At 72.9% G+C, this 6,601-nt stretch carries 5 protein-coding genes and 1 tRNA gene; 1 reads left to right on the top strand and 5 read right to left on the bottom strand.

Features of this window, described 5'->3' with window-relative positions:
• Positions 1-103: 103 nt before the first annotated feature.
• A complete protein-coding gene (locus ACFU0Y_RS16245; RefSeq protein WP_380215687.1) occupies positions 104-1,969 on the bottom strand; it encodes a phosphoenolpyruvate carboxykinase (GTP) in 1,866 nt (621 codons plus the stop codon).
• 299 nt (positions 1,970-2,268) lie between these two features.
• Between ACFU0Y_RS16245 and ACFU0Y_RS16240 the strand changes: the two genes are divergently transcribed.
• Positions 2,269-2,344, top strand: a tRNA-Arg gene (locus ACFU0Y_RS16240).
• Between the two features lie 91 nt (positions 2,345-2,435).
• Here the strand turns inward: ACFU0Y_RS16240 and ACFU0Y_RS16235 are convergent.
• From ACFU0Y_RS16235 to ACFU0Y_RS16220, 4 genes are all read right to left on the bottom strand, one after another.
• Positions 2,436-3,614, bottom strand: a complete 1,179-nt coding sequence (locus ACFU0Y_RS16235; protein ID WP_380215685.1) for an FAD-dependent monooxygenase — start codon at positions 3,612-3,614, stop codon at positions 2,436-2,438.
• Positions 3,615-3,627: 13 nt separating this feature from the next.
• Complete coding sequence (locus ACFU0Y_RS16230) at positions 3,628-4,614, bottom strand: aldo/keto reductase (RefSeq protein WP_380215683.1); 987 nt, start codon at positions 4,612-4,614, stop codon at positions 3,628-3,630.
• Positions 4,615-4,688: 74 nt separating this feature from the next.
• The gene (locus ACFU0Y_RS16225; RefSeq protein ID WP_380215681.1) at positions 4,689-5,228 is read right to left on the bottom strand and encodes a SixA phosphatase family protein; all 540 of its coding nucleotides are present in this window, start codon (positions 5,226-5,228) and stop codon (positions 4,689-4,691) included.
• Positions 5,229-5,333: 105 nt separating this feature from the next.
• Positions 5,334-6,158, bottom strand: a complete 825-nt coding sequence (locus tag ACFU0Y_RS16220; RefSeq protein ID WP_380215679.1) for a winged helix-turn-helix domain-containing protein — start codon at positions 6,156-6,158, stop codon at positions 5,334-5,336.
• Between the last annotated feature and the right edge of the window lie 443 nt (positions 6,159-6,601).

Here is a 6,601-nt window from a genome sequence, read left to right as displayed (position 1 = left end):
CACCCCCACCCCCACAGCCGACCACTCGCATCCCCTCGCGGGCGCCCAGACGTCGTGCGTGCGCCGGGCCCGGGGCGCGGCACTTCGGACCCGGCTCAGGCGGTCACGCCTGGTTCAGGCGGTCCTCCAGGCCGGCGCGCTGCTCGAGGATGGGCTCGGGCACGTGGCCGAGCCGGTGGAACCACTCGTCGATGCTGGGCAGCTCGGCCCGCCACTCCTCGACGTCGACCTTCAGGGCCGCCTCCAGCTCCCCGGCGGAGACGTCCAGGTCCGTGAGATCGAGGTCCTCCGGGGTGGGCACGGTGCCGATCGGGGTGTCCCGGCCACCGGCCGTGCCCTCGAGGCGGTCGAAGATCCACTTCACCACGCGCGAGTTCTCGCCGAAGCCCGGCCAGGCGAAGCCGCCGCTGGGGGTGCGGCGGAACCAGTTGACGTAGAAGACCTTCGGCATCTCGTCCTCGCCGACGCGCTCGCCGACCTCCACCCAGTGCTCGAGGTAGTCGTTGGCGTTGTACCCGATGAACGGGAGCATGGCCATGGGGTCGCGCCGGACCACGCCCACGGCGCCCTTGGCGGCGGCCGTGGTCTCCGAGGACAGGGTGGCGCCCTGGAACACCCCGTGCTCCCAGCCGAAGGACTGGGACACGAGCGGGACGGTGGTCTTGCGGCGGCCGCCGAAGACGATCGCGGACAGCGGCACGCCCTCGGGGTCGTCGTACTCGGGGGCCAGGATGTCGGCCTGCTTGATCGGGGTGCAGAAGCGGGAGTTCGGGTGCGCGGCCGGCCGCCCGGAGTCCGGGGTCCAGCTCCGGCCCTTCCAGTCGGTGAGGTGCTCCGGCGTCTCGTCGGTCATGCCCTCCCACCAGACGCCGCCGTCGTCGGTGAGCGCCACGTTGGTGAAGATGGTGTTGCCGCGGGCGATGGCGCGCATGGCGTTGGGGTTGGTGGGCCACCCCGTGCCCGGGGCCACGCCGAAGAGACCGGCCTCCGGGTTGGTCACCCGGGCCTGACCGTCCTTGCCGAAGCGGATCCAGGCGATGTCGTCGCCGACCATCTCGGCCTTCCAGCCCTCGATGGTGGGCTCGAGCATCGCGAAGTTGGTCTTGCCGCAGGCCGAGGGGAAGGCCGCGGAGATGAACCGGCTCCGACCCTCGGGGTTCGTGATCTTGAGGATGAGCATGTGCTCGGCCAGCCAGCCCTCGTCGTGGGCGATGGCGGAGGCGATGCGCAGGGCGTAGCACTTCTTGCCGAGCAGGGCGTTGCCCCCGTAGCCGGAGCCGAAGGACCAGATGGCCCGCTCCTCGGGGAAGTGCACGATGTACTTGGCCGGGTTGCAGGGCCAGGGCACGTCCTCCTCGCCCGGGGCCAGCGGGGCGCCCAGCGAGTGCAGGCACTCGACGAAGAAGCCGTTCTGCGCGGTCATCTTCTCCAGCACCGGGGTGCCGATGGTCGCCATGATGCGCATGGAGCACACCACGTAGGCGGAGTCGGTGATCTCCACGCCGTAGCTGGGCTTCGAGGCCTCCAGGTGGCCCATGACGAAGGGGATGACGTACATCGTGCGCCCGCGCATGGCGCCGCGGAACCGCTTGCGCAGGGACTCCTTCATCACCGCCGGGTCCTCCCAGTTGTTGGTGGGACCCGCGCCCTTCTCGGTCTTGGTGCAGATGAAGGTGCGCTCCTCGACCCGGGCGACGTCGTCCGGGTCGGAGAACGCGGCGAAGGAGTTGGGGAACTTGTCCTCGGCCAGGCGCACGAAGGTGCCGGCGTCCACGAGCTCGTCGGTGAGCCGCGTCCACTCCTCCTCGGAGCCGTCGACCCAGTGGATGCGGTCGGGCAGGGTCAGCTCCGCCATCTCCCGCACCCACGAGAGGAGGTGCGCGTGGGTGGTGGGCGCGTTGTCCAGCGCGCCCTTCACAGCCTCGTTCAGCCCGGTGGTCTCCGTCGTTGCAGTGGGGTTGTCAGCCATTGACATGTCTCCTCGTTGAGGCCGTCCGCCGACCGCCCGGAGCTCTCGTGGTGGTGCTCGTCGTCGAACACTCGACCCGGTGTCACCGGGCCCACAGTGAGCGGCATGGAGGTGGGCGGCCGGTCTCTACTGTGATGTGGGTCCATCGTATCGCCCCGGCACCGGCCGCCCCAGCAGGGTTACGCGCGCGGCGGCCCGTTCCGCCGGACGTCGCGCGGGGACCCGGCGGATTTTGCGCAGCCGGGGGCCACATGTAGAGTTGTATCCGGCTTGAACGGCGGTGACGCCGGAACGCCGATGCGCCTGTAGCTCAACGGATAGAGCATCTGACTACGGATCAGAAGGTTGGGGGTTCGAATCCCTTCGGGCGCACCACCACGAGAAGGGCCCCTCACCGGCGGAGACGCCGGTGAGGGGCCCTTCTCGTGTCCGCTCCCCGTTCCGCCGCCCCCGTGCCGCGAACGGCTCAGGCCGCGGCGAGAGCGCGCACGTTCCCGCCGGCACGTCCCACCAGGCCGCGGGTCACCACGCCGTCGAGCCCGGGCAGTGCCGCCAACCGCAGCGCCAGGCGTCGCGCCCGGAGGCCGGCCCGGGAGGACGGCAGGAACCACTGGATCCCGCTGCGGGCGACGCGCTGCTTCTCGGCCACGACCGGCCGCCAGACCCGCTCCCAGTCGGTCAGCGCCTGCTCGACCGACGCGGCGCGGGCGAGCTTCTCGGCGAGCAGCCACGCCCCCGCGATGCCGATCGACGCGCCCTGGCCGCCCAGCAGGGACACCGCCTGGCCGGAGTCCCCGAGCAGCACCACCCGGCCGCTGCTCCACCGCGGCACCTCGATCTGCACCACCTGGTCGTAGTAGAGCCGGTCCGCGCCGGGGCAGGCGGCCAGGACCCGGGGCGCGATCCAGCCGAGCGAGCCGTGGGCGGCGCGCAGGGCCGCGCGGGGATCGGCCGGCAGGGCCGGCGCGGCGGCCCGGTGCACGGCGAAGACGGCCAGGCGCCCGTCGCGCAGCCCGTAGAAGCCCATCGCCCGGTCCGCGCTGTCCGTGAGGCAGAAGCGGTCGCCGACCTGCCGGTGCGCCTCCGGGTCCTCGACGACGAACGCCGCCGTGTGCAGGCCCAGCCAGCGGCGGAAGCGCTCCTCGGGCCCGAACGCCGCGCGCCGCACGGCCGAGTGCACCCCGTCGGCGCCGACCACCAGGTCGGCGTCCAGCACTGTGCCGTCGTCGAGCACCGCGCCCGCCCCGCCGGGCCGCTGCCGGACCCCGGTGACGCGGCGGCCGAAGCGGATCTCCGCGACGTCCTGGGCGTGCCGGCGCAGGACGCGCTCGAGGTCGGGGCGCAGCACGTTGACGAGGTGCCCGTCGAGGGCGTGGGCGAACCGGGCGAAGGGCAGTCCGGCACGGTCGCGGCCGCGGTCGTCCACGTAGCTGAGCCGCTCCACGCGGTGGCCGAGCTCCAGGACCGCGGGCAGCACGCCCATCGCCTCGGCGGCGTCCCAGCCGGGGCCGAAGAAGTCCAGCATGTACCCCTGCTCCCGCGGCCGCGGGGCCTGCTCCAGGACGACGACGTCCCAGCCCTGCCTGCCCAGGCACCCGGCCAGGGCCAGCCCCGCGATGCCGGCTCCGCTGACGACCGCGCGCACGGCCCGCGCCCCCTCAGTACCGGTCGCCGACGGCGACGACGCCGTCCAGCAGGGCGAGGTCCTCCGCGCCCAGGCGCAGATCCGCGGCCGCCGCGTTTCCCCGCAGGTGGCCGGGGTCGGTGGTGCCGGGGATCGGCAGCACGTGCTCTCCGGGCGTCGTGGTCCAGGCGATCGCGACGGCCGCGGGGGAGGTCCCGTGCCGGCGGGCGACCTCGCGCAGCGGGGCGAGCACGGCGTCCTCGTTGGCGGCCATGGCCTCCGGCGTGAACCGGGGGTTGCGCGAGCGGAAGTCGGCCCCGGAGAACTGCCGGTCCCCCAGGGTGCCGGCGAGGTAGCCGCGGCCCAGCGGGGAGAAGGGCACGAACACCGCCCCGTGCCCGGCGCACCAGCCGATGACGTTCCCGGACGGGTCGCCGTCGGCTGTGGGGCCGGACCCGTCGGGGTTGCGGGTCCACAGGGAGTACTCGGACTGGACGGCCGCGACCGGGTGGATCGCGTGCGCCCGGTCGGCCTGCTCCGTGCTGACCTCCGAGAGGCCCAGGTGGCGCACCTTGCCCGCGGTCACGAGCTCCCTCATCGCGCCCCACGTCTCCTCCAGGGGCACGTCGGGGTCCACGCGGTGCAGGTAGTAGAGGTCCACGACGTCGGTGCGCAGCCGGCGCAGGCTGTCCTCGATCGTGCGGCGCACCTCGTCCGGGTGCCCGCAGCGCTCCGTCCGGGGCGGCTCCAGGCAGGCCGCGCGCAGCCCGGTCTTGGAGCACAGGAACACCTCGTCCCGGCGTCCGCCCAGAGCGGCGCCGACGAGCTCCTCGTTCGCTCCCCCGCCGTAGAGCACCGCGGTGTCCACCAGGTTCATGCCGTGGTCCACGGCGAGCCCCAGCACCTCGTGCTTGCGCCGCTCGGTCAGCCCGTGCCGGTCGTAGACCCAGCTCAGGCCCATGGCCCCGAAGCCGACCGCGCCCACGCGGTCCCCGGACGGGGTGAAGTCGATCTGTCGCATCCACGCTCCTTCGTCGGTCCGGCCGCCGCACCGGCGGCCGCTCAGCGGTCCGTCAGCAGTCCGTCAGCGGCGCCTCAGCGATCCCCTGCGGACGGTCGCGGCACGGTGAAGTCCACCAGGCGGGCATCCGCGCCGTCCAGTCCCGCCCAGGGGCCGGGGACCTCCAGGACCGCCAGTCCCGCGGTGGGGCAGCCGTCGGCGAGCGCCATGACGGCGTCGTAGTCGGAGTCCGGCGTGGCCAGGCGCAGGGCGGCGTCCCGCAGACCGGGCAGGTGACCGATGACCAGCAGGGACTCCACGGTCTCGGGGACGTGGTTGACCACCGCGACGATCCGGCTGTCCGGGGCGGCGTAGAGGGACTCGTCGAGCCGGGCGGTGGGCGCGAGGTCGCCGAGCTCGCTGCACACCCACGTGCAGGTCTGGCGGGCGCGCAGGGCGCTCGAGCACAGGATCATGTCCGGCACGTGGCCGTTCGCCAGCAGCCAGCGGCCCGCGGCGGCGGCGTCCGCCGCGCCGCCCCGGTCCAGCGGGCGGTCGTGGTCGGTCACGCCCCAGGGGTGCTCGGCCTCGGCGTGGCGCATGAGGACGAGCTTCTTCCGGTCGTGGCGGGTCATCGGTTCATGATGCCACGCACACCCCGGGCACGGAGCGACCCCGGCCCCTCCGCGGCGCGGGAGAGAACCGGGGTCGGCACGGGTCGACGGCGGGTCGGGAACGGATCAGATGGAGTACTCGGGGGCCGCCCACACGACGACCTCCGGGTGCTCGTAGAAGCGGTAGCCCTGGCCGCGGACCGTGCGCACGGTGTTCGCGAGCCGGCCGAGCTTGGAGCGCAGGCGCCGGATGTGCACGTCGATGGTGCGCTCGTTGGGCACCTCCTCGGAGTCGCGCCACAGGCTGTGCAGGAGTTCGTGGCGGCCGACGGTCCGGCTGCCGTTCTCCACGAGGTAGTTCAGCAGCTCGAACTCCTTGAACGTGAGGTTCAGGAGGCCGCCGTCGAGGAAGACCTCCCGGCGGGAGAGGTCGATGAGCACCCCGGTGGACTGGCTGGTCTTCGTCTCGGGCGCCGGCGCGGGTGCGGCGGGCGCCGTGGGCCGCACGGTCCCCGTGGTGGGGTCGCCCAGGGCGTTGCGCACGACCTCGAGATCGCTGCCGGGGGTGTTGGCCGGGGCCAGCGCCACGGCGGCGTAGGAGTCGGCCTGCGGGACCAGCTGCTGGGCGTACGCCCGGATGCTCTGCACCATCTTGACCAGCGAGGTGCCGCTGGCCGCCGCGGTCTCCTCGTCGAGGCCCACGTAGATCACGAATCCGCGTGCTTCGTTCTCCTGCACCTGCGGACGCGGCGCGGCGTCCCGCTGCAAGCGGGTGGGGAGCGGGGTCTCGCCCGGTGCGGCCGGCATCGGCCCGATCGTGCCCCGGAGGCTGCGGTAGTCGGCGGGGGCCGCCTGCCCCCGGTCGGGGGCTGCGGCCGGACCGCGCCCGGCGCGGGCCTCGCTCGTGCGGTTGCGCTGGGAAATGTGCACGTATCCCGGTGTGCCTGGCATCTGGTGCCCCTTGTCTCTCAGTGGCGGACGAGGATCCGTCCGCCCGAGCCACTCCGCCCCTCGGAACGGCTCCACCACTCCCAGCTCCCGAATCGCCGGCTCCGTGGTGGTCGGGGAGGGTCCCCGCGAAGCTGACAAATTCCTGACAATGGCGTTGCTCTCATCGTCCACCAGCCCTATCGATCCCGCAAGTAACAATCGCCGCGTTATCTCACGATGTGAGATCCCAACGACTGTCGTCCCGGTGCTCCGACAAAATGAACCCCCTTCACCCGGTGCCCGAGCCGCCTCCGAGCGCCGAATCCCTGGAATAGCAGACATCGGGGACACCGCGAGCGCTTCGGAGCTTCCCCAGCAGATATCAGATCCCATGTCAAGATGGACCCTGAGGTGAACACTTCGTCTCACCATCCGGACAGCGGGGCACTGGGTCACAAAAGGCC

The sequence above is a fragment of the Kocuria sp. NPDC057446 genome, from assembly GCF_042802875.1.
Taxonomy (GTDB): domain Bacteria; phylum Actinomycetota; class Actinomycetes; order Actinomycetales; family Micrococcaceae; genus Kocuria.
The sequence above is the reverse complement of the archived record's forward strand: the minus strand, read 5'-3'. Positions and strand labels throughout refer to the sequence as shown.